The 23,629-nt window shown below is 63.9% G+C and carries 24 protein-coding genes; 12 read left to right on the top strand and 12 right to left on the bottom strand.

From position 1 onward, the window contains the following. Positions 1 to 308: 308 nt before the first annotated feature. Genes AX756_RS17390 through glmU form a run of 3 tightly spaced genes read right to left on the bottom strand, consistent with a single transcriptional unit; the run spans position 309 to position 4,187 of the window. Entirely contained in the window at positions 309 to 992 is a 684-nt protein-coding gene (locus tag AX756_RS17390; protein ID WP_068314522.1) for a DNA alkylation repair protein, read from the bottom strand. Between the two features lie 4 nt (positions 993 to 996). Next, the gene (glmS, locus tag AX756_RS17385; RefSeq protein WP_068314519.1) at positions 997 to 2,814 is read right to left on the bottom strand and encodes a glutamine--fructose-6-phosphate transaminase (isomerizing); all 1,818 of its coding nucleotides are present in this window, start codon (positions 2,812 to 2,814) and stop codon (positions 997 to 999) included. A 5-nt stretch (positions 2,815 to 2,819) separates the two neighbouring features. Then, entirely contained in the window at positions 2,820 to 4,187 is a 1,368-nt protein-coding gene (gene glmU / locus AX756_RS17380) for a bifunctional UDP-N-acetylglucosamine diphosphorylase/glucosamine-1-phosphate N-acetyltransferase GlmU (RefSeq protein ID WP_068314516.1), read from the bottom strand. Positions 4,188 to 4,316: 129 nt separating this feature from the next. On the opposite strand from glmU, the gene AX756_RS17375 reads away from it, so the two are divergent. Together AX756_RS17375 and AX756_RS17370 are read left to right on the top strand one after the other, a co-directional pair. Next, on the top strand, positions 4,317 to 4,988 hold the full coding sequence (locus AX756_RS17375) for an HAD-IA family hydrolase (protein ID WP_068314510.1): 672 nt from the start codon (positions 4,317 to 4,319) through the stop codon (positions 4,986 to 4,988). A gap of 62 nt (positions 4,989 to 5,050) precedes the next feature. After that, positions 5,051 to 6,253 (top strand): DegT/DnrJ/EryC1/StrS family aminotransferase, encoded by a 1,203-nt coding sequence (locus tag AX756_RS17370; protein WP_068314507.1) that lies wholly within the window; start codon positions 5,051 to 5,053, stop codon positions 6,251 to 6,253. 42 nt (positions 6,254 to 6,295) lie between these two features. Here AX756_RS17370 and AX756_RS17365 read toward each other — a convergent pair whose 3' ends face one another. Both AX756_RS17365 and AX756_RS17360 read right to left on the bottom strand, forming a co-directional pair. Continuing rightward, positions 6,296 to 6,538, bottom strand: a complete 243-nt coding sequence (locus AX756_RS17365) for a hypothetical protein (protein WP_068314505.1) — start codon at positions 6,536 to 6,538, stop codon at positions 6,296 to 6,298. Positions 6,539 to 6,621: 83 nt separating this feature from the next. Next, positions 6,622 to 7,698, bottom strand: a complete 1,077-nt coding sequence (locus AX756_RS17360) for an ABC transporter ATP-binding protein (RefSeq protein WP_068314764.1) — start codon at positions 7,696 to 7,698, stop codon at positions 6,622 to 6,624. A gap of 261 nt (positions 7,699 to 7,959) precedes the next feature. Here AX756_RS17360 and AX756_RS17355 point away from each other — a divergent pair, with 261 nt between their 5' ends. The 5 genes from AX756_RS17355 (at position 7,960) to AX756_RS17340 (ending at position 12,051) form a co-directional block, all read left to right on the top strand. Continuing rightward, positions 7,960 to 9,777 (top strand): ABCB family ABC transporter ATP-binding protein/permease, encoded by a 1,818-nt coding sequence (locus tag AX756_RS17355; protein ID WP_068314502.1) that lies wholly within the window; start codon positions 7,960 to 7,962, stop codon positions 9,775 to 9,777. 121 nt (positions 9,778 to 9,898) lie between these two features. Continuing rightward, positions 9,899 to 10,036 (top strand): hypothetical protein, encoded by a 138-nt coding sequence (locus tag AX756_RS25705; RefSeq protein WP_156461545.1) that lies wholly within the window; start codon positions 9,899 to 9,901, stop codon positions 10,034 to 10,036. 202 nt (positions 10,037 to 10,238) lie between these two features. Then, a complete protein-coding gene (locus AX756_RS17350; RefSeq protein WP_068314498.1) occupies positions 10,239 to 10,910 on the top strand; it encodes an alpha/beta hydrolase in 672 nt (223 codons plus the stop codon). 98 nt (positions 10,911 to 11,008) lie between these two features. Then, the gene (locus tag AX756_RS17345) at positions 11,009 to 11,194 is read left to right on the top strand and encodes a hypothetical protein (RefSeq protein WP_068314495.1); all 186 of its coding nucleotides are present in this window, start codon (positions 11,009 to 11,011) and stop codon (positions 11,192 to 11,194) included. A 272-nt stretch (positions 11,195 to 11,466) separates the two neighbouring features. Further along, positions 11,467 to 12,051: an HNH endonuclease gene (locus AX756_RS17340; RefSeq protein ID WP_068314493.1), complete on the top strand. Its 585-nt coding sequence runs from the start codon at positions 11,467 to 11,469 to the stop codon at positions 12,049 to 12,051. Here AX756_RS17340 and AX756_RS17335 read toward each other — a convergent pair. Next, entirely contained in the window at positions 12,048 to 12,383 is a 336-nt protein-coding gene (locus tag AX756_RS17335; RefSeq protein WP_068314486.1) for a DMT family transporter, read from the bottom strand. The two genes, AX756_RS17340 and AX756_RS17335, sit on opposite strands and share 4 nt — an antisense overlap. A gap of 13 nt (positions 12,384 to 12,396) precedes the next feature. Further along, a complete protein-coding gene (locus AX756_RS17330) occupies positions 12,397 to 13,023 on the bottom strand; it encodes a YitT family protein (protein ID WP_068314483.1) in 627 nt (208 codons plus the stop codon). Positions 13,024 to 13,249: 226 nt separating this feature from the next. Between AX756_RS17330 and AX756_RS17325 the strand changes: the two genes are divergently transcribed. Both AX756_RS17325 and AX756_RS17320 read left to right on the top strand, forming a co-directional pair. Beyond that, positions 13,250 to 14,032 carry a class II glutamine amidotransferase gene (locus tag AX756_RS17325; protein WP_068314480.1) on the top strand — a complete coding sequence of 261 codons (783 nt, stop codon included), beginning with the start codon at positions 13,250 to 13,252 and terminating at the stop codon, positions 14,030 to 14,032. A gap of 159 nt (positions 14,033 to 14,191) precedes the next feature. Then, on the top strand, positions 14,192 to 15,847 hold the full coding sequence (locus AX756_RS17320) for an ABC transporter substrate-binding protein (RefSeq protein WP_068314477.1): 1,656 nt from the start codon (positions 14,192 to 14,194) through the stop codon (positions 15,845 to 15,847). A 3-nt stretch (positions 15,848 to 15,850) separates the two neighbouring features. On the opposite strand, the gene AX756_RS17315 is transcribed toward AX756_RS17320, so the two are convergent. Then, positions 15,851 to 16,717 carry a LysR family transcriptional regulator gene (locus tag AX756_RS17315; protein WP_068314474.1) on the bottom strand — a complete coding sequence of 289 codons (867 nt, stop codon included), beginning with the start codon at positions 16,715 to 16,717 and terminating at the stop codon, positions 15,851 to 15,853. Positions 16,718 to 16,816: 99 nt separating this feature from the next. Between AX756_RS17315 and glyA the strand changes: the two genes are divergently transcribed. Then, positions 16,817 to 18,133: a serine hydroxymethyltransferase gene (glyA, locus tag AX756_RS17310; protein ID WP_068314471.1), complete on the top strand. Its 1,317-nt coding sequence runs from the start codon at positions 16,817 to 16,819 to the stop codon at positions 18,131 to 18,133. Positions 18,134 to 18,329: 196 nt separating this feature from the next. Here the strand turns inward: glyA and AX756_RS17305 are convergent, their stop codons facing one another. Then, positions 18,330 to 19,544, bottom strand: a complete 1,215-nt coding sequence (locus tag AX756_RS17305) for an NADP-dependent isocitrate dehydrogenase (protein ID WP_068314468.1) — start codon at positions 19,542 to 19,544, stop codon at positions 18,330 to 18,332. A 281-nt stretch (positions 19,545 to 19,825) separates the two neighbouring features. Between AX756_RS17305 and AX756_RS17300 the strand changes: the two genes are divergently transcribed. Together AX756_RS17300 and AX756_RS17295 are read left to right on the top strand one after the other, a co-directional pair. Next, positions 19,826 to 20,887: an HlyD family secretion protein gene (locus tag AX756_RS17300; RefSeq protein WP_068314466.1), complete on the top strand. Its 1,062-nt coding sequence runs from the start codon at positions 19,826 to 19,828 to the stop codon at positions 20,885 to 20,887. Further along, positions 20,877 to 21,992: a DUF2955 domain-containing protein gene (locus AX756_RS17295; protein WP_082739164.1), complete on the top strand. Its 1,116-nt coding sequence runs from the start codon at positions 20,877 to 20,879 to the stop codon at positions 21,990 to 21,992. Before AX756_RS17300 ends, AX756_RS17295 begins: the two co-directional genes overlap by 11 nt. Here the strand turns inward: AX756_RS17295 and AX756_RS17290 are convergent. From AX756_RS17290 to AX756_RS17280, 3 genes are all read right to left on the bottom strand, one after another. Next, positions 21,919 to 22,500 carry an HD domain-containing protein gene (locus tag AX756_RS17290; RefSeq protein WP_068314460.1) on the bottom strand — a complete coding sequence of 194 codons (582 nt, stop codon included), beginning with the start codon at positions 22,498 to 22,500 and terminating at the stop codon, positions 21,919 to 21,921. The two genes, AX756_RS17295 and AX756_RS17290, sit on opposite strands and share 74 nt — an antisense overlap. Positions 22,501 to 22,595: 95 nt before the next feature. Next, entirely contained in the window at positions 22,596 to 22,790 is a 195-nt protein-coding gene (locus tag AX756_RS17285) for a hypothetical protein (RefSeq protein ID WP_068314455.1), read from the bottom strand. Between the two features lie 155 nt (positions 22,791 to 22,945). Then, entirely contained in the window at positions 22,946 to 23,626 is a 681-nt protein-coding gene (locus tag AX756_RS17280; protein ID WP_068314452.1) for a class I SAM-dependent methyltransferase, read from the bottom strand. Positions 23,627 to 23,629: the final 3 nt, after the last annotated feature.

Genomic DNA, 23,629 nt, shown 5'->3' with positions numbered 1-23,629 from the left:
GCCAACAGCCCGGTCTGGTTCAGTTACGACTTTCCACAAGAAATCCTCAACCCCGGCAATCGAAAAACGACATCTTGTGATACGGGCAAGCTGTCATGGGGATTGGCATAAAGCAGGAACGCCCCCGAAATTGCAGGGGCGCCCTTTTTTGGGAGCCACTCACGTTCACATCGTCGGACCACTCATGTCTCGGCGGGCTCCCCATGAAAATACTATATCCGAAAAACCTATTTTTCTTTGAGGTAAATCAATTCCGCGCTCGCCGAGGGAGATTCTTGACAGAAATGGAAATCCGGGGAGGTTTGCGCCTATTCAGACAGGTACTTCCCGGCTTCGCGGCGAGCGAAACCCTTCATCCGATCTCCGTGATCGGCCAGAAAGACCCGGACCCGCTCGGGGTCCCTTCGCGACAGGTCGCGCAGCCACCAACCGACGGCTTTCTGGATGAACCATTCCTGCTCGTCGCAATAGGCCGCGGCCCAGCCAAGAACGCGCTCCCGAATCTGCAGGTCTTCCGGCTTGGGGTTGGGCTTCTTGGCCCAGGGCAGAGTCATGACCAGCGCCGCACGGCGGCTCCACATGTTCTCCGAGCGGGTCCAGGCTTCGACCCGGTCCAGCCGCGACGGCTCCCAGACCAGCCGTTTCTGCCCGGCGATACTGGCGTGATCGGCCACGGCCCAGGCATCGAATTCCGGCACCCAGCGACAGATCAGCTCCCAGGCGCCGCTATCGTCGGGGCGAATGCGAGCTTGGGTGAGAAGCTTTGCGGCGGCAACCCGGCCTTCGTGGATATTGCTGTCCCAAAGGCCCGCGGCAAGCTCCAGCCGCTCCTGAAGCGATATAGCCTTGCGCCAGTCCTTGCAGAGCCGGTCGATATCGGGGTTGGAAACGCCTAGGTAAAGGCGCTCCACCTTGTGATAGGCCGCCATCTCGGCCGCCTTGCCTGGCTGCGCCAACGCGGCGATTTCCGTGATGGCCTCCTGCGGCGTCACCGCCTCACTCCACGGTCACGGATTTCGCCAGATTGCGCGGCTGGTCCACATCGGTGCCCTTGGCGACGGCGGCGTGATAGGCCAGAAGCTGTGCGGGCAGGGCATAGAGGATCGGCGCGAGAACGGAGGGCACCTCGGGCATGATCAGCGTCTTCCAGCAGCCATCGGCCGCGGCGCGGGCGCCAGCGGGGTCGGTGATCAGCAACACCTTGCCACCCCGCGCCATCACTTCCTGCATGTTGGACACGGTCTTGTCGAAAAGGCCGTCCGTGGGCGCCAGGACGATCACGGGAACGGTCTTGTCCACCAGCGCGATCGGGCCATGCTTCAGTTCGCCCGACGCATAACCTTCGGCGTGTATATAGCTGATTTCCTTCAGCTTCAGGGCCCCTTCAAGGGCGAGCGGGAACATCGCGCCACGACCAAGGAAGAGCACGTCGCGGGCCTCGGAAACCGATTTTGCGACGGCCGCGATCTCGCCCGATTGGGCAATGGCGAAATTCATCAGCCCCGGCAGGTGCCGCAGGCTGTTGAGATTTGCCTCCAGCTCATCGGGTTCCAGCCGCTTCCGGTCCACGGCGGCCTGTAGCGCCAGCAGGAACAGAACCGTCAGCTGGCAGGTGAAGGCCTTGGTCGATGCAACGCCGATCTCGGCTCCCGCCCGGATCGGCAGCACGAGGTCGCTCTCGCGCGCAATCGAGCTTTCGGTGACATTGACCACCGAGACGATCTTGGCCGCCTTGCCCTCGCAATAGCGCAGCGCCGCCAGCGTGTCGGCGGTCTCGCCCGATTGCGAGACGAAGAGCGCCAGCGTGCGCGGACCGATCGGCGGTTCGCGATAGCGGAACTCGGAGGCGATATCGACCTCCACGCTCACGCCCGCGATCTGTTCGAACCAGTATTTTGCCACCACGCAGGCGTAATTCGCCGTGCCGCAGGCCACCATGATCACGCGGTCGAAATCCGCGAAGTTCAGGCCCGGCTCGGGCAGCTCGATGCCGCCGCCACGAAGGTAGTGGGCCAGCGCATCGCCCAAAACCGTTGGCTGCTCCGCAATTTCCTTGGCCATGAAATGGCGGTGCCCGCCCTTTTCGACCTGTGCCATGTCGATATTGACCGTCTTGACGGGCCGGTTGACGAGCCTGCCGTCGCCGTCGCGGATCTCGATGCTGGAACGAGTCAGGATGGCCCAGTCGCCCTCGTCGAGATAGGTGATCCGGTTGGTCATCGGCGCCAGCGCAATTGCGTCGGAACCGACATAAACCTCACCTTCGCCATGGCCGATGGCCAGCGGCGACCCCTTACGGGCCACAATCATCAAGTCGTCCTGGCCATCAAAGAGCAACGCCAGTGCGAAGGCACCCTCGAGCCGGCCAATGGCTTCGGCGGCGGCATCGCGGTGGCTCATGCCCTGTTGCAGGTAGAACTGCACCAGAAGCGCGATGGTCTCGGTATCCGTGTCGGTCTCGAAATGCAGACCGGCCTCGGCCAGTTCCGCGCGCAGCTCGCGGAAATTCTCGATGATGCCGTTATGGACCACGGCCACCTCGCCGGCACGGTGGGGGTGGGCATTGACGACATTCGGCGCGCCATGGGTGGCCCAACGGGTGTGCCCGATTCCGGCCTTGCCGGCGAGCGGCTCATGCACCAGGAGATCCGACAGGTTGACGAGCTTGCCCACGGCGCGGCGGCGGTCGAGATGACCTTCCTCGACAGTGGCGATGCCTGCCGAGTCATATCCGCGATATTCTAGGCGTTTGAGAGCTTCGACCAGAATCGGGGCCGCTTCGTGATCCCCAAGAACTCCAACAATTCCGCACATAAAATTTATTCCTTCGACTTCTTCTGTTTGAGCGCGCGCAGCCGCTCCATGAAACGAATGGCAAATCCCGGCTTATTTTCCTGCCGGGCACGGGCGACGGCCAGCGCGCCCGCCGGCACGTCGGAGCTTATCACGCTGCCGGTGGCCGTCATTGCATCGTCGCCGATCTTGACCGGCGCGATCAGCATCGTGTCCGAACCGATGAAAACACGGGCACCGATTTCGGTGTGATGCTTGAAAACGCCGTCATAATTGCAGGTGATCGTGCCCGCGCCGATATTGCTGCGCTCGCCGATGGAGGCATCGCCGATATAGGTGAGGTGGTTGACCTTGGCGCCCTCGGCCACCTGCGCGTTCTTGATTTCGACGAAGTTGCCGACATGCACGTCCTCGGCCAGCTCCGCGCCGGGGCGCAGCCGGGCGAACGGGCCGACAATCGCCCCGCGCGAGACGTGGCAGCCTTCCAAGTGCGAGAAGGCCCGGATATGCGCACCGGTCTCGATGGTGACCTCGGGGCCGAAATACACGTTCGGCTCGATCACCGCATCGCGGCCGATCATCGTGTCATGGCTGAACCAGACGGTGTCGGGCGCCTGCAGGGTCACGCCTTCGTCCAGCGCCTCGGCCCGGCGCCGTGCCTGGAAGGTGGCCTCGGCGGCTGCAAGATCGGCGCGCGAGTTGACGCCCAGCGTTTCCTCCTCGTCGCAGCGTACGGCGGTGACGGGCAGGCCGCGGGCACGGGCGAGTGCCACAACATCGGTCAAATAGTACTCCTCCGAGGCATTGTCGTTGTCGACCTCGGCAATCAGCTCGAAGAGAAGCTTGGACTCTGCACAGATAACGCCAGAGTTACAGAATGTTATGGCCTTTTCTTCATCCGTCGCGTCCTTGAACTCGACGATCTTTTCCAGCATTTCACCATTCATCGCCAGCCGGCCATATCGGCCCGGATCGGCAGCCTCGAAGCCGAGCACGACAACCGCGTTTGTCCCGCGCGCGGCAATCATCCGCTCCAGTGTTTCGGGTTTGATGAACGGCGTGTCGCCGTAAAGCACGATGACGTTGCCCTCGAACCCGACCAGCGCTTCGCGCGCCTGATCGGTCGCATGCGCCGTACCGAGGCGGTCTTCCTGAACGACCGCCGTCGCCTCGGGGTCAAGCTCGCGGGCGCTGTCCTGAACTTCTTCGGCGCCGTGTCCGGCAACGATCACGGTGCGTTCCGGCTCAAGGCTCGCGCCCGACATCATGGCGTGGTGCAGAAGCGGCGCGCCAGCCACCTTGTGCAGCACCTTGGGCAGGTCGGATTTCATCCTGGTGCCCTGTCCGGCGGCAAGGATGACGAGCGCGGTGGCGGTAAAATTGCTGTCTGACATGAAGAGCTGCTCTTTAATTCGTTTCGTCTCCGTATTACGCGAGGGAGGGCGTGTCGCAAGGGGCGCGGTCGTCAAAAGCGGTGACAGATTGAAACATGGCTCGGCAGAGCTCCGCCGAAAGGAAACCGGATGCGCAGCGTGATCTTCGATCTCGACGGGACCCTGGCCGATACCAGCGGCGACCTGATCGCGGCGGCCAATGCCTGTTTTCGCGGGCTTGGCCATGGCGACATGCTGGACCCGGTGGACGATGCCGCAACCGCCTTTCGCGGCGGGCGGGCGATGCTGCGGCTCGGATTTGGCCGGCTCGGGCTGGAGGAGGACGCATTGTCCGAGCAGGTGGAGGGCCAGTTCAACGACCTGCTTGCGCATTACGAGGCGGCGATCGACGTGCACACGGTGCTTTATCCCGGCGCCATGGACGCGGTGGAGCGCCTGCGCGGGCAGGGGGTTCGGGTCGGGATCTGCACCAACAAGCCCGAGGGGCTGGCCGAGATCCTGCTACGCAATCTCGGGGTACGCGAAGCTTTCGGCGCCCTGATCGGGGCCGACACCTTGCCCGTCCGCAAGCCCGATGCCGCCCCGCTGGCCGAGACGGTCTCCCGAATGGGCGGGAAGCTGGAACGCTCCCTCATCGTCGGCGACACCTCGACGGACCGGTTGGCAGCCCGCGCGGCCGGCATCCCTTGTATCCTTGTCACCTTTGGCCCGGATGGGCGGGCGGTGGCGGCGCTGGAACCCGAGGCGCTTCTGGATCATTTCGATCATTTGCCTGATCTCGTTGCCGAAATGCTGCCCTGAGCCGTCTGGCGGGCATTTTGGGCTATTGACGACGCGGGGTGGTGAGGCGCACATCCTGAAACATGACAGACAGGTTCAACGGAAATTTCACCCAGCAGGAGCCGATCCCCGAGGAGGCGATCGCGGCGGCTGTGGAGGTCATGCGGCACGGGCGGCTGCATCGCTATAACGTGGCCGAAGGGGAGGCCGGGGAAACCGCGCTTCTGGAACAGGAATTCGCCGCCTTCACCGGCGCGCGTTACTGTTTGGCCGTCGCCTCGGGCGGCTATGCGCTGGCAACCGCGCTGCGGGCGGTGGGTGTCGAGGCGGGCGAGCCGGTTCTGACCAATGCCTTCACGCTGGCGCCCGTTCCGGGTGCGATTGCTTCCGTGGGCGCGCGACCGGTTTTCGTCGAGGTCACCGAGGGGCTGAAGATCGATCTGGACGATCTGGCGGCAAAGGCGGGCGAGGCGCGGGTGCTTCTGCTCAGTCACATGCGCGGCCATATCTGCGACATGGACCGGCTGATGGAGATCGCGGACGCGGCGGGCATGATCGTGATCGAGGATTGTGCCCACACGATGGGGGGCAGCTGGGCCGGGGTTCCCTCCGGGCGGCACGGTGTGATCGGCTGCTATTCCACCCAGACCTACAAGCACATGAATTCCGGAGAGGGCGGGCTGCTGGTGTCGGATGATGCCGAGATGATGGCCCGCGCAATCCTGCTCTCGGGGAGCTACATGCTCTACGGTCGTCACCTGGCCGGCCCGCCGGCGGAGGTGTTCGAGAAAGTGCGGATGGACGTGCCCAATATCTCGGGCCGGATGGACAACCTGCGCGCGGCGATCCTGCGGCCGCAACTGGCCGAGCTGGCCGAGCGGATCGAGGCCTGGAACGCGCGCTACAGATGCGTCGAGCAGGGGCTGCGCGACGTGCCGGGGGTGACGCTGGTGGAGCGGGTGCAGGCGGAGGCCTTCGTGGGCTCGTCGATCCAGTTTCTGCTACTGGACTGGCCCGCCGAGACGATCGACGCCTTGCTCAAGCGCTGTGCGGCGCGCGGTGTGGAGCTGAAATGGTTTGGCGCGGAGGAACCGGTCGCCTTCACCTCCCGCTACGATCACTGGCGCTATGCGCCTTCGGAGCGGATGGCGCGGACAGACCGGGTGCTGGCCGCGACCATGGACATGCGGCTTCCTCTGACATTCGACCTAGAGGATTGCGCCCTGATCGCGCGCATTATCGGGCAGGAGGTCACGGCAATCGGGACGCGCGGCGGGGCGCGGTGACGCCTGCCGTGGCTGGCGAGAGACTGCCCGGACAGGCCGGCTTCAGCGGGCGCAGATCTGGTTGGTCTTGTCCTTGATCCGGCGGTTCTTCGTGCCCGGGGACATGTCACCGTCATTCATCGTGGTATAGATGAAGGTGGCTTCTCCGGGTGTCATCTTTGCAATGCACGCATCCGAAGCGCCATTTCTGCGCATCGTGTCCATTGCGGTCTTTTCCATGTTCGAAAGAGCGTTGGCACCTGTGGCCACGGTGAGCGCTGCGAGCAACAGTATGATCTTCTTCATGGCAATTCTCGCACAATGAGGGTCCTGGAGACCTGTTGACCTACCTAAGGTAATATCTGCGGACGAAATTCCAATCTTTCCCGTCAGGCGGGAAAGACAAAACAGCGGTCCCGGCGCAGGGTGAGCCAGAGCGGCGTGCCAGGTTTGGGCAGGAAGACCGCCGGTACCGTGGCCTTCAGGATCGTGCCGTCATGGTCCATCCGGAATTCCACGAGGCTCTCGCGCCCCATGAAACGGGCACGCTCCACGACGCCGCGCGCGGCGGCACCGTCGCTTGCCGTGGGGTTCGGACCGCGCCCCTGGCGATCGAAGTCAATGCGCAGGTGCTGTGGCCGGATGACGATCTCCACCGGCGCGCCGTCGGCATGGCCCGGTGTCAGGAACTGCCCGAAGGGGGTTTCGGTCAGCGCCCCGCGCGAGAAGCCGCGCACGATATTGATGTCGGAGAAAAAACCGGCGGCCGCACGATCCACCGGGTTGTTGTAGATATGGTAGGGCGCGCCGCGCTGCACGACGCGGCCCGCGCGCATCAGTGCGATCTCGTCTGCCATGCGCATCGCCTCGTCTGGCTCGTGCGTGACCAGCAGGACGGAGGTGTTCTCTTCCTTCAGAAGCTCCAGCGTGCGGTCGCGGATATCGTCGCGCAGGCGGTTGTCGAGGCCGGAGAAAGGCTCGTCCATGAGCATGATTGCCGGGCGCGGGGCCAGTGCGCGGGCGAGCGCGACGCGCTGTTGCTCTCCCCCCGAAAGCTGGTGCGGATAGGTATCGAGGAAGCCCGTCAGGTCCACCCGCTCCAGCAGTTCTTCCACCCGTTTGCGGTTCGCCCGATAGCCGCCATCAAGCCCGAACGCCACGTTCTGGGCCACGCTGAGATGCGGAAACAGCGCGAAATCCTGAAACATCAGGCCGATGCCACGGTGCTCGGGGGGCATGTGGACAGTGTCGTCCGAAACAACACGGCTTTCAACGGAAATGCTGCCGCTGTCCTGCCGGTCGACCCCGGCGACAATGCGCAACGTGGTGGACTTGCCGCAGCCGGAGGGGCCGAGCAGGCAGGTCACCTGTCCCGGCGCAACCTGCAGCGAGACGTCCGTGACGACGTCGCGCCCGTCGAAACGGCGCGAAATGGCATGGATTTCGAGGCGGGGCTGTGAGGGCACGATCGCTTTGGTGATTGTTTTCGTCGGGTTTCGGAAAGCCCTAGCAGCGGTGCTCCGGCGGGGCAAGGCCTTCTGCATCTGGATGCGAGCCGGGGATGGACAATCCGTTTTCGAGGGAGAAAGGGGCGAATGCGCCCCATGGGTGTTGCATGAGCGACCTGCCCGAAACGGGGACTTCCCGCCCGCGACCCGCGCGGCCCCTGTCTGGCCATTGGCGCTGGCAAGATCTAGGGTGGCCTGCGGTTTTGACAAGGCAGGTTCATGAGCGATTCAATCACCCATCAGGAGCGGCGCCGAGGCTACAAGGTGCTCAGGGATGTCGCGCCTTATCTCTGGCCGCCGGGCGAGAGAGAGGTGAAGGTGCGCGTGGTTGGCGCCATGTCGGTCCTGGTGCTGGCCAAGTTCATCGCCGTGGCGACGCCGCTTTTCTACAAGCAGGCCGTCGATGCGCTGGCGGGTGACGCGCCCGACGCCGCGACCGTGCTGGGGCTGGGCGCGATCGGGCTGACCGTGGCCTATGGCATGGCGCGGCTGCTCTCGGTCAGCTTCCAGCAATTGCGCGATGTCATTTTCGCCAGTGTCAGCCAGGGAGCGCTGCGCAAGCTGGCGCTCAGGACCTTCCGCCATATCCACGCGCTTTCGCTACGGTATCACATCAGTCGCAAGACAGGTGCGCTCAGCAGGGTGATGGAACGCGGGGTCAAGGGCGTGTCCTTCCTGCTGCGCTTCCTGCTCTTTTCGATCGGGCCGCTGATACTGGAGCTGGCGCTGGTCTGTGGTGTGCTCGTCGTCCTTTTCGACTGGCGTTTCCTGGCCGTGCTCGTGGTGACCATCGCGCTCTATGTCTGGTTTACCTTTGCCATCACCGAATGGCGCGTGCGCATCCGCCGCCAGATGAACGAGCAGGATAACGAGGCCAACCAGCGCGCCATCGACTCGCTGCTGAACTTCGAAACAGTGAAATATTTCGGCGCCGACGGGCGCGAGGCCGAGCGCTACGACCAGGCCATGGAGGGCTATGAGACCGCGGCGCTCAAGACCGCCTATTCGCTGGCGCTGATCAATTTCGGCCAGGGGCTGATCATCAATGCCGGCCTCGTGGGCGTGATGGTCATGGCGGCGATCGGGGTGGCGGATGGCACCTTTACCGTCGGCGATTTCGTCATGGTGAACGCCTACATGCTGCAGATCATCATGCCGCTCAATTTCCTCGGAACCGTCTATCGCGAGATCCGCCAGAGCCTCGTCGATATGGGCGAGATGTTCGACCTGCTGGAGCAGCCCGCCGAGGTCGTTGACGCGCCCGACGCCAAGGCGCTGAAGGTCTCCGGCGGGGAGGTCGTGTTCGACGACGTGCATTTCGCCTATGAGCCTGAGCGGCCGATCCTGACCGGGCTGTCGGTGACCGTGCAGGCGGGCCAGAGCCTTGCCATTGTCGGCCCGACCGGATCGGGCAAGTCCACCATCGGGCGGCTTCTGTTCCGCTTTTACGACGTGGAGAGCGGCGCGCTCAGGATCGACGGGCAGGATGTGCGCGACGTAACCCAGCATTCGCTGCATCGCACCATCGGTGTCGTGCCGCAGGACACGGTGCTGTTCAACGACTCGATCTATTACAACATCGCCTATGGGCGCCCGGAAGCCAGCCGCGAGGAGGTGGAGGAGGCCGCCCGCGCCGCCGAGATCCACGATTTTGTGCAATCGCTTCCCAAGGGCTATGACACGCTGGTGGGCGAGCGGGGGCTCAAGCTCTCGGGGGGCGAAAAGCAGCGGGTGGGCATTGCCCGCACGATCCTCAAGAACCCGCCGATCCTGCTTCTGGACGAGGCGACCTCGGCACTGGATACGCGCACCGAGCAGGAGATCCAGGCCTCGCTCGCCCGGATGGGGCAGGGGCGGACGGTGATCATGATCGCGCACCGCCTGTCCACGGTGGTCGAGGCCGACCAGATCATCGTGTTGGAGGCCGGCCGGGTGGTCGAGCGGGGAACGCATGCGGAATTGCTGGAACAACACGGCCGCTATGCCGGTATGTGGGCGGTCCAGCGTGCAGCCGAAACCGGTGCGGACGCGGCCTGAATTCGGGCGGCGGGCGGGCTGTCCCCCAGTTGCGTGACATGAAGGAACGGGCGTGCCTTCCCATATCAGGATTGCCCCGAGGGGTGTGATGCCTCGCGGGGTGAAGCCCGAAGGAGAAAATATGGAGCATCGTACCCCGCACATCACCCGTCACCATCCCGGACACAACGTCCACAGCGAGCTGGAAGTTCTGGTCAGCCTCGCCATGGCCGTCGGTCTCAGCGTTCTCGGCGCTGTCCTGCTGCTGTCGGTCTTCTGAACGGCTGAGCTGGCTCGTTGACGCCCGCAGGCGCCCGAACGGCGCCTCCGGATCCACGCCCCCCCCGAAGCATCCAATCGCGAACCGGCCGGATTTTCCGAACCCATCCCCGTTTTTTACGTCCTCGATCCGGGTTTTCCACTGGACCCCGCACGCCGTGCCTGTCACCCATGCGGCGAAATTTTCGACGAGGAGCGCAGGCATGGCACGGGAACTGAAATCGGATCGCAAGGGAGCCGCGAAAGGCGCGGCGAAACAGGTTGTCGTCTTCGTGCACGGCTATGGCGCGGATGGGGCGGACCTTCTGGGGCTCGCCGATCCGCTTGGCCCACACCTTCCCGATACCGTTTTCTATTCTCCGAATGCGCCGGAGAAATGCGTCGGCAATCCTTTCGGCTATCAGTGGTTCCCGATCCCCTGGCTCGACGGCTCAAAGGAGGAAGACGCGAAAGTTTCCATGGCAGCCGCGGTCGAGGATCTGAACGCCTTTCTCGACAAGGTGCTGGAGGAAGAAGGGCTGACGCCAGACCGGCTCGCGCTGGTTGGTTTCTCGCAAGGGACGATGATGTCGCTACATGTCGCACCACGCCGGGACGCGGCGATTGGGGCGCTGGTGGGCTTCTCCGGGCGGCTCCTGGAGCCCGACACCCTTGCTGGCGAAGCCAAGGTGAAAATGCCGGTTCTGCTGCTGCATGGTGATCAGGATGACGTAGTGCCCTTTGCCTCGCTAAAGGAGGCCGCGGATGCGCTCGTGAAGGCCGAGTTCGAAACCTATGCCTTCGTGATGAAGGGCACCGGGCACGGTATCGCGCCCGATGGGTTGGGGCAGGCCGTGGGGTTCCTGCGGACGAAGCTGGGCCTGGAGGAAGGCTGAAGCCGCGATTTGATGGCGCTTCGTGATGGCCATGTGATCAGGGTCAAGGTCCGCGATTCGGTTCATTGCTAGGGTGTTGCCCGGGGAGGAGCCTGGCGATGAACCTGAAATCCAAGCGACGGGAATTGCAGGGGGTGAATGGCGCGGCCGGCGTGGTCGCCGCGCTGGGTGGCTTTGTCGGCCATCTCTATTCGCCGGCGGTGGCCATTTTTTGTGCATTCGCGATCTGGATCCTCGGCGCGACGCTGATCAACCTGTTGACCGATCCGCCCGACAAGGGCTGAAACGGGCGCTCCGGGTTCGAAACCATTATTTTTGATATGGTTTTTCGGTGCAGCGACGGGAGTTGGCCGACGAATCTCGCCATCCTCCGTCGCCTTGTCGGTCGCCGTCACATTCCTGTAACGCCCATTCGTTAGCCAATAGCTGGCTGCCACCGTATCGCGGGGGTTGTCAGGCGGGAAACGCCACATATAGTTGTCACAAATGTCGGGGCGGGTCGTCCCGCCCTGAGCCGAAACAGCGAGCAGTCAGGGCGAGGGCGGAGTCACTCAACATGGACGGCAATTTCAGGACCCAGTTCGTACGCGAACCGAACAGCCTCAAGCACTATCCCGCATTGGTATTGAATGCGGATTATCGTCCGCTTTCCTATTACCCGCTGTCGCTCTGGCCCTGGCAGGAGGCGATCAAGGCGGCCTGGCTGGAGCGGGTGGATATCGTGGCCGAATATGACGAGGTCGTGCGCTCCCCCTCGACGGAGATCCGAATACCGTCGGTTGTGGTTCTCAAGGATTTTGTCCGACCGCAGAAGCGCGTGGCTTTCACGCGCTTCAATCTTTTTCTGAGGGACGAATTCCGCTGCCAGTATTGCGGTACCACGGGCGATCTGACTTTCGACCACGTGGTCCCCCGGGCGCGCGGCGGGATCACCAGCTGGGAAAATGTCGTTGCGGCCTGTTCATGCTGCAACCTGCGCAAGGGGTCCAAGTCGCTCCGGCAGGCCAAGATGAGCCTGCTCAAGCCGCCGCGTCGGCCCGGCTCGGAAGAACTGCGCAATACGGGCCGGAAATTCCCGCCCAATCACCTGCACAAGTCTTGGCTGGATTTCCTCTATTGGGATGCCGAACTGGACGCCTAGTGATGGGCGCTGCCTGAGAATAGCTGCAGGACCGCCACGCCGGCGATGATGAGGGTGATGCCTATCACGGCGGGAAGGTCCAGCTTCTGTCCGAACACGACCAGCCCAACGAGGCTGATAAGCACGATGCCGAGCCCGGACCAGACGGCATAGGCGATGCCGACCGGCAGCGTTTTCAGCGCGATGGCCAGCAGGTAGAAAGCAACACCGTATCCCAAAACCACGATCAGCGAAGGGCCCAATCGGGTGAATTGCTGGCTGGCCTGAAGCGCGGAGGTGCCGATCACTTCGGCGATGATGGCGCCGATCAGGGCGAGGACGTGGCTGGGCATCGGGCGGTTCCTTTCAGGTCGCGATATAGCGGTCGCGCCGGTGATTGAAGGCGATGACGAAGTTGAGCACCACGGCGCCCAGCAGTGAGTAGAGCACCACCTTGGCCGGGAAGAGGAAGGCGGCGATGGTGAAGAGGACGGCGTCGAACAGAAGCTGCACATAGCCGGCGCGGAAGCCGAAGCGATCCTGGATCAGTAGCGCGGAGACGCCCAGCCCGCCAAGGCTGCCCTTGTGGCGAAACAGGATCAGCAGGCCCGCGCCCACCAGCGTGCCGAAGATCACCATGCCGAGCGCAGGCGATATCTCGGCCAGCATCATGTGGCCGGGCAGCCATTCGGAGAGTACCGAGAGCGCGGTGACGCAAGCCAGCGAGCGCAGGGTGAACTCCGCTCCCATACGGGTATAGGCGATCCAGTAGAAGGGCAGGTTGATGACGAAGAAGACCGCGCCGAAGGGCCAACCCGTGAGGTAGGAAATGATCACGGCCATGCCGGCGGTTTGTCCGGTGAGAAAGCCCAGATGGGTCAGGAACTGCAGCCCGAGCGCACAGAAGAAGACGCCGATGGAGAGCCCTTGCAGGTCCTCCAGCTTGGTGTGGCGGAGGGTGTCGTCGCGGGTGGCGGATTGGGTGTTGCTCATGCAGGGCAGATGGCAAATCCCTCTGGCGAGGTCCAGAGCGGAAATGGCGGAGCTGGTTTGCGCACAGGAGAGGGCGGTCTTACCTGCGCGCAACAAACCGAACTCCCCCGGAGCGTATTTGACCAAGAGGAAACGGGCCTGTGTGCCGCACTGCAATTGTCGGTGATGATCTGTATTTGAAGGGAAAATCCGGAATGTACCGGAAACAAGTCGGGAGAGAATGCCAATGTGCCGTTGGGCCGCTTACGCGGGGCCGCCGATCTTCCTGGAAGAGGTGGTCAGCCGTCCGGGCCATTCGCTTGTGACGCAAAGTCTGGAGGCCGCCAAGTGCCCGACCCAGACCAATGGCGACGGTTTCGGGCTGGCCTGGTATGACGCGCGCCCCGAACCCGGGCTCTACCGCGATATCTATCCCGCCTGGTCGGATCCGAACCTGCGCGCGATCTGCGAACAGGTCCGCTCGGGGCTGTTCCTGGCCCATGTGCGCGCCTCGACCGGCACGGCGACCAGCCGGAACAATTGCCACCCTTTTGCCGTAGGGCGATGGTCCTTCATGCATAACGGCCAGGTCGGCGGGTTCGAGGGGTTTCGCAAACGTGCCGACATGATGGTGCCGGACGCGCTCTATAGCCATCGCAAAGGCGCGACCGACAGCGAGATCCTGTTCCTGGTCGCCCTTGCCGAAGGGCTGGACGAAGATCCGATCGCTCCGATGGAGCGCGCAGTGGGGCGGCTGGAAGCCCTCTCGCGCGAGTTTGGCCAGGGGCCGCATATGCGCTTTTCGGCCGCTTATAGCGATGGGCACGCGCTCTATGCGGTGCGGTATTCGTCGGACGAAGCCGCGCCGACCCTGTTTTATCGCTATTCGGAAACACGCGGGGGCTTTGCCGTTGTTTCCGAGCCCTTGGAGGTTGATGAGGACGGGTGGAACGAAGTCCCGGCGGGGCGCGTTGTGCGGTTCGATCGCGACGGGGGCGTGGAGGTCATGGCGTTTCGGCCAGCGTCATGAGGGGGACAGGACACCCCACAGCCGGATGCGTTCGCAGCTTGCGGGCATAGCGACGCAGGCTCGGGCAGGTATTGTACGGCTTCGGGCGCCGGAGTCATAACGCGCGCGGGCGCCCGCGAAGCAATCTGGACGTCCATACGAAAGCAACGAGGTTCTTTCATGTCTGATCGCCTCCAACCGATCCATCCCGCCGCCATTGCCTATGCCGACGAAGCCCGCGCCGGAACGCTGTCGCGCCGCGAATTCCTTGCCCGGGCAACCTCGCTCGGCGTATCTGTTGCAGCGGCCTACGGGTTGCTCGGCCTGCCCGCGCCGGCCCGTGCCGAATGTGCTCCCCGCAAGGGCGGGACCTTGCGCATCGAAAGCACGGTCAAGGCCCTCAAGGACCCGCGTTCGTTCGACTGGCAACAGATGTCCAACTTCACCCGTGGCTGGCTGGAATACCTGGTGGAATACCGCGCCGATGGCGGTTTCGACCCGATCTTGCTGGAGAGCTGGGAGATCAACTCCGATGCCACCGAATACACGCTGAACCTGCGCAAAGGCGTGACCTGGAGCAATGGAGACGCCTTCACCGCCGAAGATGTCGCCTTCAACATTGCGCGCTGGTGCGACAAGGCGGCGGAGGGCAATTCCATGGCCAGCCGCACGGCCAGCCTCGTGGACGAGGCGACGGGCCAGCTGCGCGAGGGCGGTGTGGAGATCGTCGACGAGACCACGCTCAAGCTCTTCCCGGCCATGCCGGACATTACCCTGATCGCCGGCTTCTCGGATTACCCCGCTGCCATCGTGCACCGGAGCTTCACCGGCGACCCGCTCGAGAACCCGATCGGCACCGGCCCCTACAAGCCCGAATACCTCCATGTTGGCGAGCGCTCGCGCATGGTGCGCAACGAGGACCACCAGTGGTGGGGGCAGGGCATCATTGGCGAGGCCGCGCTGGATGCCATCGAATATGTCGATTTCGGCGACGACATGGCGGCGATCTTTGCCGCGGCCGATGCCGACGAGGTCGACATGGTCTATGAGAGCCTCGGCGAGTTCATCGAGCTGTTCGATTCCATCGACTGGACGAAATCGGAAGTGGTAACCGCCAACACGGTCCTGTTCCGCACCAACCAGCAGGCCGCGGTTGAGGGCGTCAAGCCTTATGCCGACGTTCGCGTGCGCCGGGCGCTGGCCATGGCGGTCGAAAACAGGATCTGCCTGGAGCTGGGCTATTCCGGCCTGGGGACGCTGGCCGAGAACCACCACGTCTGCCCGATCCACCCCGAATATGCCGAACTGCCCGCACCCGTCTTCGACCCCGAGGGCGCCATGGCGCTGATGACCGAGGCGGGTATGCAGGATTACGTGCACGAGCTGATCTCCATCGACGATGACTGGCGCCGGGCGACCACGGATTCGGTTGCCGCGCAGCTGCGCGACGCCGGCTTCAAGGTCGAACGCAAGATCCTGCCGGGCAACACCTTCTGGAACGACTGGGCCAAGTATCCTTTCTCGACCACCGACTGGGCGCAACGTCCGTTGGGCGTGCAGGCCCTGGCGCTGGCCTATCGTTCGGGCGAGGCCTGGAACGAGAGCGGCTTTGCCAATGCCGAGTTCGACGCGACGCTGGAAAAGGCGATGGCGATTGCCGATGCCGATGAGCGCCGCGTGCTGATGAAGCGGCTGCAGGAAATCATGCAGGAAGAGGGTGTGATCATTCAGCCCTATTGGCGTTCGACCTTCCGCCATGCAAAGCCGGAGGTTGTCGGGGCCGAGATGCACCCGCTCTTCGACATCCATGTCGCCCGGCTCGGCTGGGCCGCCTGAGGCTCAGGCCGCCAGCAGATCGAGAACGCGTTTGGCCACCGGGGAAGCCGGTTTGGCCAGGCGCGCCACGAGGGCGTGCCCCTGGTCGAGTTCAATCGGGAAGGGGGCGACGAGCCGGCCGGCGCCGATTTCGCGCTCCAGCAGCGCGGCATGTCCGATCAGCACGCCAGAGCCTTGCCGCGCCTCCTCCAGCGCCAGCGCGTAGAGCGAATGGCGGGGGCCGGGCAGGAGTGCCGGAGCCGAGACGCCCGCCGCCTCCATCCAGAGCGGCCAGTCCTGCGTCCAGGTGGAATCATGCAGCAGGCTCTCCCCGAGCAGATCCGGCGGCGTCCGGAGCATTTCCGCGATCTCCGGGCGGCAGACCGGAATGAGCCTGTCACGGGCCAGAACCACATCTCCCTTTTCGGGGGCGTCAATGAACAAGGTCAGATCGAACAATTCGCGCGCAAGGTTCGGTGGCTGTTCCAGCGCGGTGATCGAGATGTCATTGCCCGGCAATGCGGCGCGAATGGCCGGCAATCTCGGCACCAGCCAGACCTGCGCGACCGCTGGCAGCGCCGCAATTGCCAGGCCCGGATGGTCGGCCCCGTGGCGGATCTGGCGTTGAACCTGTCCCAGAAGGTCAAAAGCGCGTGTCGTGTCGGACAGGATCTCCGCGCCCAGCCGTGTCAGCTGGACGCCCTGGCTCTGGCGCTCGAACAGCGCGGCTCCGGCCCAGTCCTCCAGGGCGCGGACCTGCTGGGAGATTGCGCCGGGCGTTACGCAAAGCTCGTCGGCCGCAGCGGCGAAACCGCCAGTGCGGGCGGCGGCCTCGAAGGCGCGAAGCGCGGTCAGTTGCGGGCCTTTCGGGCGGGGAGGTGCGACGGGCATGCGAAAGCCTTAGATTTTCTACCCCCAGAAAATAGCAAAACTGGTTTGTAGGCTCAATCCGCCGCGCGCATTCTCGGGCCAGCTCACAGGAGATTGCCCATGCTTGCCCGCCGCCCCTGGGTTCCCGCCAAATGCGAGGCCCGCGTTGCCGAGATTGCCGAACGCACCGCTGCCGCGACGCCCGCCGAGACGGAAACGCGCCTGAACCGGCTGGTGGATGAAAACCGCCAGATCCATGAACGCGATTGCTTCAACCTCAACCCCGCCACCAATGTCATGAACCCGCGCGCCGAGGCGATGCTCGCCAGCGGCATCGGCACCCGCCCCTCGCTGGGCTGGCCGGGGGACAAGTACGAGATGGGGCTGGAAGCGGTCGAGGAGATCGAGGTTATCGCGGCCGAGCTATGTGCACAGGTCTTCGAGGCCGAATATGCCGAGATCCGCGTTCCCTCCGGTGCCATCGCCAATCTCTACGGCTTCATGGCGACCTGCAAACCGGGGGACACGATCATCGCGCCGCCGGGCAGCATTGGCGGCCACGTCACCCATCACGCGGCAGGCTGCGCAGGGCTCTACGGGCTGAAAACCGTCGAGGCGCCCGTGCGGGCCGATGGCTACACGGTCGATCTGGAGGCGCTTTCGGCAATGGCGCGCGAGCTGCGCCCGGCACTGATCACGCTCGGCGGCAGCCTCAACCTGTTCGAACATCCCGTGGCCGAGGCCCGCGCCATCGCGGACGAGGTGGGGGCAAAACTGATGTTCGACGCGGCGCATCAATGTGGGATCATCGCGGGCAAGCAATGGCATAATCCGCTGGCCCAAGGCGCGCATTTCATGACGATGAGCACCTATAAAAGCCTCGGCGGTCCACCGTCGGGCCTGATCGTGACCAACGAGGCCGATCTGGCCGAGCGCTTCGACGCCATCGCCTTTCCCGGCATGACCGCGAATTTCGACGCGTCCAAATCCGCGGCGCTGGCCGTGACCATGCTCGATTGGATCGCTTTCGGCGAGGCCTATGCCTGGGAGATGATCGAGACCTCCCGGGCATTGGCTGCAGCGCTCGCCGCCGAGGGGCTGCCCGTCTACGCATCCGCGCAGGGCTTCACCCGCTCGCATCAGTTCGCATTGGAAGTCGCCGCCTTTGGCGGAGGACAGGCCGCCTCGAAGACGCTTCGCAAGGCCGGGTTTCTGGCCTGCGGAATCGGCCTGCCGATCCCTCCTGTCGCAGGCGACATGAACGGCCTGCGTTTCGGAACGCCCGAGCTTGTCCGCTGGGGCATGGGGGCTGCGGATATGGAGGAGCTTGCCGCATTGATCGCCGAAGCGCTGCGTTCCAACCGTCCCGAAGACCTCGCCCCACGCGTGGACGCGTGGCGGTCCGGTTTCGATCGCCTGAACTTCATCCGCCAATAGGCGCCGGAACTCCGCCACTCCGAAGACAGCCTCCCCCATCATCTTTCTCCAAATATCCTGGGGGGAGCGCTCGAAGGAGCGCGGGGGGCAACGCCCCCCTTCTTGACCGAGATATGGAGCGACCGTCCGCGCCTTGCTCAATAGAAAAGGCCGCAGCGAACAGCTGCGGCCCATGTCTTTTTCTCTGCCCAAACCCTCAGAGCGCCAGCGCCTTGTTGAGGTTCTCGTCGATCTTCTCAAGGAAACCGGTCGTCGTGTGCCAGCCCTGATCCGGGCCCACGAGCAGCGCGAGATCCTTGGTCATGTGACCGGCCTCGATCGTGTCGACGACCACCCGCTCCAGCGTCGAGGCGAAGGAAGCCAGCGCCACGTTCTCGTCGAGCTTGGCGCGGTGATGCAGACCACCGGTCCAGGCAAAGATCGAGGCGGTGGAGTTGGTCGAGGTCTGCTGGCCGTCCTGGTGCTGGCGGTAGTGGCGCGTGACCGTGCCATGCGCGGCTTCGGCCTCCACGATCTTGCCATCCGGCGTCATCAGCTGCGATGCCATGAGACCCAGCGAGCCGAAGCCCTGCGCCACGGTGTCGGACTGTACGTCCCCATCGTAGTTCTTGCAGGCCCAGACGAAACCGCCATTCCACTTCATCGCGCAGGCGACCATGTCGTCGATCAGGCGATGCTCGTACCAGATCTTGGCCTCCTTGAACCTGTCGGCGAACTCGGCATCGAAGATCTCCTGGAAGAGCTCCAGGAACCGGCCGTCATATTGCTTGAGGATCGTGTTCTTGGTCGACAGATAGACCGGCCAGCCCATCTTCAGACCATAGTTGAACGAGGCGCGGGCAAAATCCCGGATCGACGCGTCAAGGTTGTACATGCCCATGAAAACGCCGGAGGAGGGGGCCTGGTAGACCTCTTCCTCGATCACCGTGCCATCGTCGCCGACGAATTTCATCGTCAGCTTGCCGGCGCCGGGGAATTTGAAATCGGTCGCCTTGTACTGGTCGCCAAACGCGTGTCGGCCGATGACGATGGGGCGGGTCCAGCCCGGCACCAGGCGCGGCACGTTGCGGCAGATGATCGGCTGGCGGAAGACGACCCCGCCGAGGATGTTGCGGATCGTGCCGTTGGGCGAGCGCCACATCTTTTTCAGCCCGAATTCTTCGACGCGGGCCTCGTCCGGGGTGATTGTGGCGCATTTCACTGCGACGCCGACTTCCTTGGTCTTTTCGGCCGCATCAATGGTGATCTGGTCTTCGGTCCGGTCCCGCTCCTCGATGCCGAGGTCGTAATAGAGAAGGTCGAGATCGAGATAGGGAAGGATAAGTTTCTGCTTGATGAAATCCCAGATGATCCGGGTCATTTCATCGCCGTCCATCTCGACGATGGGATTGTCCACCTTGATCTTGGTCATGGCTGCGCCTTTCGCGACGGGATGTGAGTCTCTGCCGTCTGATAGCCTAATCCGGCCCCCACAGGAAGACAGTATGCGAAGGTATACCGAAAATATTTCCCCATTTTCGAGGCTTGCCGAAAATCCTGGCGGATTGAATGATGTTAGCGCCTACGGTGCTGGATGTCCCGATGATGGGCGGGCCGGTCCTCGAAGCGATTGTTCGGGGTGATTTCTCCATGAGGATATGACAGGTTCACCGTAAAACCGCGCAAGAAACGGACCGTGTCAGGGGATAGGACGTGAAGACCACCATTCGCCTTGTTGGCCTTTTGGCCGTATTGCTCTTTGCCTGGTATCTGCTGGCCGACCGGCAGACCCCCTTCACCTCCAATGCCCGCGTCAAGGCGGTGATCACCCCGATTGTACCGCAGGTTTCCGGCATCGTGACCGAGATCTCGGCGGCCAATGGCGAGTTCGTGGCGCCGGGAACGGTGCTTGCGCGGATCGACAAGCGCCCCTACGAGATCGCGCGCGACAAGGCACAGGCGGAATTGCAGACCGCCCTGCAACAGATCGGCGCTGGCTCGGCCGAGGTCGAGGCTGCGCAGGCAAGGGTCAGCCGCGCCGCGGCGGACCTGGAGAACATCCGGCTGCAGACCGCGCGCGTTTTCGAGATGGAGAGGAAGGGACTGGTCGCGGCGGCGCGTGGTGATGATGCGCGTGCCCGGCTGGCCGAGACGGAAAGCTCCCTGACCGGCGCCGAGGCGGATCTGGACCGCGCCCGCGAGCAACTCGGACCAGCGGGCGAGGATAACCCGGGCGTGCGCCGGGCACTCGCGGCGCTGGCCGATGCCGAGCTCAGGCTGGAATGGACGGAGTTGCAGGCGCCTGCCGCCGGAGTGGTGTCCAACCTCGATATCGCCGCAGGGGCCTATGCGGCAGCGGGCAAGACGCTCATGACCTTCGTCGATTCGGAGAATGTCTGGATCGAGGCATACATGACCGAGAACAATCTCGGCCGGATGTCGCCGGGCGACCGGGCCGAGATCGTGCTCGATATTCATCCCGGGCGGGTCTTTGCGGGGCGCGTGGAGAGTTTCAGCGGTGCGGCCTCCGTGGGATCGAAAGGCTCCGACGGCCTTTCCTCCCCCCCGCGCAGCTCCGGCTGGATGCGGGATCCACAGCGCTTCCCGGTGCGTATCGTCATGCCGGGCTACGAGAAGGCCGAACTCGGCGACGATATCTCCCTCCAGCTCAACGGGCAGGCCGAGGTTATCGTCTATACCGGTCAGAACGATCTGCTGAACTTGCTCGGCCGTTGGTATATCCGGCTCTCTTCCTGGCTGTCCTATGCCTACTGACGCCGGACCGGAGGGCGCGGCGAAAAGGCTGGCGGACGGGCAGGGCTTGCGGATGGCCCTAGGCGTCTGGACGCCTTTCGTGCTCGGTATGGGCTTTAACTGGCCTTTCGCCTTTCTCGGCGCGGTCTTCGCGGCGCTGTTTCTACAGGCGCCGTCTCCGCCGAGCCCAAAGGCCGGGGCGATGTTGATCGCCACCGCCTTTGCCCTGTTGCTGATGGGCTTCGTGGTGTTTTCCGTCCTGCTGCCCTATCCGGCGAGCTTCCTTCTGGCGCAAGCTCTTATGATCGGCTGGGGGTTCTCGCTCTCTGTTTCCGGAAAATCGCCGCTGCTCGTGGTGCTGGCGCTGATGGACGCGCTGATGATGCCTTACATGGCGCGGCTTTCGCTCGATGTCGCCTGGACGCTGGCGCTCTGGCTTCCGATCAACATGGGGATCGCCCTGCTATCCTGCTGGGCCGTCTTCGCCCTGTTTCCGCCGGCTGCCATGAGCGCGGAGCAGGAAGCGGCAGTCGAGGCTCCCCCGCCCTTTGACCCGGAGCGGCGGTTGCTGCGCATGATGCTGGTGACCCTGCCTTTCGTCGCCTTGTTCATCCTTTTCGACAGTGGGGCGATCCTGACCCTGATTTTCGTGGCCATCCTCGCCCAGCAACTCGCCGCCTCGACCGGGGCCGGCCCGGCCGTTGCCAAGGGGATGCTGCTGGCCAATATCGCTGGCGGGCTCGTGGCGATCCTCTGTTACGAACTGGTCGTCAGCGCCACGAATTTCGGCTTCATGGCGGTCATAGCCGGGCTGCTTTGCCTCGGCTTCGCCCGCTGGTTCACCTCAGCCCATGTGTCAGCGGCGCTGGCGGGCAGCGCGCTGACGACTGCGCTGATCCTGTTCGGCGGCGCCATGGCGCCCTTCGGCGGAGATGTCGAAGGCAAGATGCTCTCCCGCCTGGTGCAGGTCGGCGCGGCGCTTGTCTGGGTGCTGACGGCCTTTGTCGCCGTCGATTACTTCCTGCCCGAACGCGAAAAGCGGCCTGGGGACCCTAGCGGGGGGCCGAAAAGAAGGGTGCGACCCGGGCGCGTACGAATTGCCAGATCCGAGGCGCCCCCCGGTTGACCTTGACCCCGACGCGGGTGTCGATATGATCCATGGTCACGTTGTAGTCGATCCAGCTTCCGCCGCCGACGGCGAGGTTCTGCAGCAGCGGCTGCACCCGGTCGAGCGACTTGGCAAACACGGCATCCGGGCTTTCGGCGGCCTCGAACTCGGTCCAGATCGCGCGGAATTCCGCAGCCTGATCCGCAGGCAACAGGCCAAAGAGCCGTTCGGCTGCCGCGGCTTCCTTGACGGCATGCGCCTCGGCGTCATGCGTCATGTGGATCGGCATGTCGCCCGCGTCGATCTCGACGATGTCATGCAGGAGCAACATCTTGATAACGCGGGAGATGTCGACCTCCGGCCCGGCATGGTCGGCGAGCACCAGCGCATACATTGCGATATGCCAGGAATGCTCGGCGGAGTTCTCGGGGCGAGAATTGTCGCCGATGGGCGTGGCGCGTTCGATGGCCTTGAGGCGGTCGATTTCGTCGAGAAAGGCGAATTGGGAGGAGAGGCGATCAGTCATGCCCTGCCTCTACGCTTCTGGTTCAGGGCTGGCAAGACACCCGGAGCGGGACAGGCCGTCCAGCGGTCGCACGCAGCGGTGCGGCCGCCGTCGGCTCAGACAGGCTCGCCGGTGATCAGGCGCAAGGCGGCGTCGATCTGGGGCGCCTTGGTGCACCACTGATCGGCGCGCGCTTCCCAGACCGCGTCACGTGTTTGCGCATGAATGACGATCTTCTGATCGGAAGCTTCGATGATCTGGGGCGACAGCAGGTTGATGAAGAGCAGGAGGGCTTCGGTGGTCAGACACATGGCGGGCTCCTTTGATATCCCGGATCTGTCCTCCCTTTCGTCAGGCTGCAAAGCGGGCGCCTGTAACGCCAGCCCTTCAATGCTGCATCGCAGCATGTGGCGGTGGGATTGCGCGCTGATGCATAAAGATCAGGCGACTTGCACGAAAAATCGTCTCACTTGCGCGCGGTGAAGGCCTGCGCGACCGGGAAATCGACCGTGTGAATGCCAATCTGGGTGAACCCGGCGCGGGCAAGTTCGGTCCAGGCATCGGCGCCATACTCGGTCTGCACGATATAGTCGTCGCGGTTATCGGACGGCATTCCGTGATAGCTGGGCGGCATCCCGAGGCGGCTTCGGGTCATGCGGCCGACGATGATCGGGATCGTGTAGCACAGCGTGCCGCCCGGTTTGAGAACGCGGCGGCATTCATCCAGCGCCCGCAGCGCATAGGGCACATGTTCTAGCGTGTCCGAATGCAGCACGATGTCGAAGCTGTTTTCGGCATAGGGCAAGGCCTGCAGGTCGACCTCCGGATAGTCGGCCCGCAGGTAATGCGGCAGGCCGGACAAGGTGTCGGAAATCACTTCGGCGCCGTTGATGTCGAGCACCGAGATCTGCGGCGCGGCGGCGACGATCTCGCGCAGGGTGCGGGTGTCGCCGAGTGCCGTGCGAAAGGCTTCGGTCAGGGCGACGTGGCGCCGGCTGGCATGGCAGTGGACGCAAAGCTCGCCTTGCTGGCGGTCGATATAGTCGACCTCATGCGGGGCAAGGCCCCATTCCTGGATCAGTTCCGGCCACAGCACGCGCATCGTGAGCGTTCCCTGGCCTCCGCAAACCGGACAAGTCTTTTCCATCGC

Source organism: Aliiruegeria sabulilitoris (genome assembly GCF_001558155.1).
GTDB classification, from domain to species: Bacteria; Pseudomonadota; Alphaproteobacteria; order Rhodobacterales; family Rhodobacteraceae; genus Tropicimonas; species Tropicimonas sabulilitoris.
The sequence above is the reverse complement of the archived record's forward strand: the minus strand, read 5'-3'. Positions and strand labels throughout refer to the sequence as shown.

Coding starts and splice junctions, on each gene's coding strand:
- AX756_RS17285 (WP_068314455.1), bottom strand. CDS start 22,790: ATGTGTCTGACCACCGAAGCCCTCCTGCTCTTCATCAACCTGCTGTCG.
- AX756_RS17315 (WP_068314474.1), bottom strand. CDS start 16,717: ATGCCCGTCGCACCTCCCCGCCCGAAAGGCCCGCAACTGACCGCGCTT.
- AX756_RS17305 (WP_068314468.1), bottom strand. CDS start 19,544: ATGACCAAGATCAAGGTGGACAATCCCATCGTCGAGATGGACGGCGAT.
- AX756_RS17350 (WP_068314498.1), top strand. CDS start 10,239: ATGGCACGGGAACTGAAATCGGATCGCAAGGGAGCCGCGAAAGGCGCG.
- AX756_RS17335 (WP_068314486.1), bottom strand. CDS start 12,383: ATGCCCAGCCACGTCCTCGCCCTGATCGGCGCCATCATCGCCGAAGTG.
- AX756_RS17295 (WP_082739164.1), top strand. CDS start 20,877: ATGCCTACTGACGCCGGACCGGAGGGCGCGGCGAAAAGGCTGGCGGAC.
- AX756_RS17365 (WP_068314505.1), bottom strand. CDS start 6,538: ATGAAGAAGATCATACTGTTGCTCGCAGCGCTCACCGTGGCCACAGGT.
- AX756_RS17340 (WP_068314493.1), top strand. CDS start 11,467: ATGGACGGCAATTTCAGGACCCAGTTCGTACGCGAACCGAACAGCCTC.
- glyA (WP_068314471.1), top strand. CDS start 16,817: ATGCTTGCCCGCCGCCCCTGGGTTCCCGCCAAATGCGAGGCCCGCGTT.
- AX756_RS17355 (WP_068314502.1), top strand. CDS start 7,960: ATGAGCGATTCAATCACCCATCAGGAGCGGCGCCGAGGCTACAAGGTG.
- AX756_RS17280 (WP_068314452.1), bottom strand. CDS start 23,626: ATGGAAAAGACTTGTCCGGTTTGCGGAGGCCAGGGAACGCTCACGATG.
- glmU (WP_068314516.1), bottom strand. CDS start 4,187: ATGTCAGACAGCAATTTTACCGCCACCGCGCTCGTCATCCTTGCCGCC.
- AX756_RS17375 (WP_068314510.1), top strand. CDS start 4,317: ATGCGCAGCGTGATCTTCGATCTCGACGGGACCCTGGCCGATACCAGC.
- AX756_RS17370 (WP_068314507.1), top strand. CDS start 5,051: ATGACAGACAGGTTCAACGGAAATTTCACCCAGCAGGAGCCGATCCCC.
- AX756_RS17290 (WP_068314460.1), bottom strand. CDS start 22,500: ATGACTGATCGCCTCTCCTCCCAATTCGCCTTTCTCGACGAAATCGAC.
- AX756_RS17320 (WP_068314477.1), top strand. CDS start 14,192: ATGTCTGATCGCCTCCAACCGATCCATCCCGCCGCCATTGCCTATGCC.
- AX756_RS17345 (WP_068314495.1), top strand. CDS start 11,009: ATGAACCTGAAATCCAAGCGACGGGAATTGCAGGGGGTGAATGGCGCG.
- glmS (WP_068314519.1), bottom strand. CDS start 2,814: ATGTGCGGAATTGTTGGAGTTCTTGGGGATCACGAAGCGGCCCCGATT.
- AX756_RS17325 (WP_068314480.1), top strand. CDS start 13,250: ATGTGCCGTTGGGCCGCTTACGCGGGGCCGCCGATCTTCCTGGAAGAG.
- AX756_RS25705 (WP_156461545.1), top strand. CDS start 9,899: ATGGAGCATCGTACCCCGCACATCACCCGTCACCATCCCGGACACAAC.
- AX756_RS17330 (WP_068314483.1), bottom strand. CDS start 13,023: ATGAGCAACACCCAATCCGCCACCCGCGACGACACCCTCCGCCACACC.